The sequence below is a fragment of the Pseudomonas sp. HMWF006 genome (genome assembly GCF_003061205.1).
In the GTDB taxonomy this organism is placed as follows: Bacteria; Pseudomonadota; Gammaproteobacteria; order Pseudomonadales; family Pseudomonadaceae; genus Aquipseudomonas; species Aquipseudomonas monsensis.
On record NZ_QAIU01000387.1, the window covers coordinates 1 to 1,158 of the forward strand.

Consider the following 1,158-nt stretch of genomic DNA (forward strand, 5'->3'; position numbering starts at 1 on the left):
GATTCAGGTGCGTCAGTGGCGTCTGTTTCGTCTTTCATCTGTCAGCCCGTTTTTACTTAATTGTTTCAGTATGTTTCGGGCGGACGCTAACAATTGAATGTGACGGTTGGGTGACGACTTGATGCCGCCACGGAACAAATGTGGGAGCCAACTGGCTGGCTCCCACCGGGTATGTGTTGCTTCTGACTTACGGCATCACCGGCGGCGTATACGCCAATGTCGTTCCCAGCGCCCACAGCAACAGCAATACCAGCGGCGTGTGCACCAGCAATTGCACAAACGAGAAGCCGATCAGATCCCGGGCCTTCAGCCCGAGTACGCCCAGTAACGGCAGCATGTAGAAGGGGTTGATCAGGTTCGGCAGCGCTTCGGCAGCGTTGTAGATCTGCACCGCCCAGCCGAGGTGGTATTGCAGATCATTGGCGACCTGCATCACGTACGGCGCTTCGATGATCCATTTGCCGCCGCCGGACGGGATGAAGAACCCGAGAATCGCCGAGTACACACCCATCAACAGCGCATAGGTGTCGTGGGAGGCGATGCTGACGAAGAATGTCGAAATGTGATGCGCCAGGGTTTGCGCGTCGGTGCCTTTGACCGTGGTCATCAATGCGGCAATCGAGCCGTACAGCGGGAACTGGATCAGCACGCCGGTGGTGGTCGGCACGGCGCGGGCCACGGCGTCGAGGAAACTGCGCGGACGCCAGTGCAGCAACGCACCGAGCATGATGAACAGGAAGTTGTAGGTGTTGAGGCCGGAAATCGCGGTAATCGCCGGTTTGGTCGAGAATTCGTGGAACAGCCAGCCCGCCGCCAGCAGCACCAGCACGATGATCAGCAGCGGACTGTGCTCCAGCCATTCGCCAGGGCGCGTGCGCGGTTGCAGCGGTGGCAGGTTGAAGGCCGGGTCGATGCCGCAGGCCTTGGCGTCTCGTGCCGAATGGGGGCCGGGTGCGGTGGCGTAGGCGATGATGATCGAGACCACGATCAGGGCCAGCAGCATCACGCCGGACTGCCAGAGGAAAATGGTTTCGGTGAACGGGATTACCCCGGTGATCGACAGGATCGACGGCGGCAGGCTGGCCGGGTTGGCCTGTAACTGTGCGGCCGACGATGACAGACCCAAGGCCCACACTGCACCAAGGCCCAGATAGGCAG

1 protein-coding gene is annotated in these 1,158 nt (G+C 60.5%); it reads right to left on the reverse strand.

Annotated elements, in window-relative coordinates:
- Positions 1 to 187: 187 nt before the first annotated feature.
- Positions 188 to 1,158 (reverse strand): TIGR00366 family protein (locus DBR24_RS15910; protein WP_146189060.1); only part of this gene is annotated, 971 nt, incomplete at its 5' end.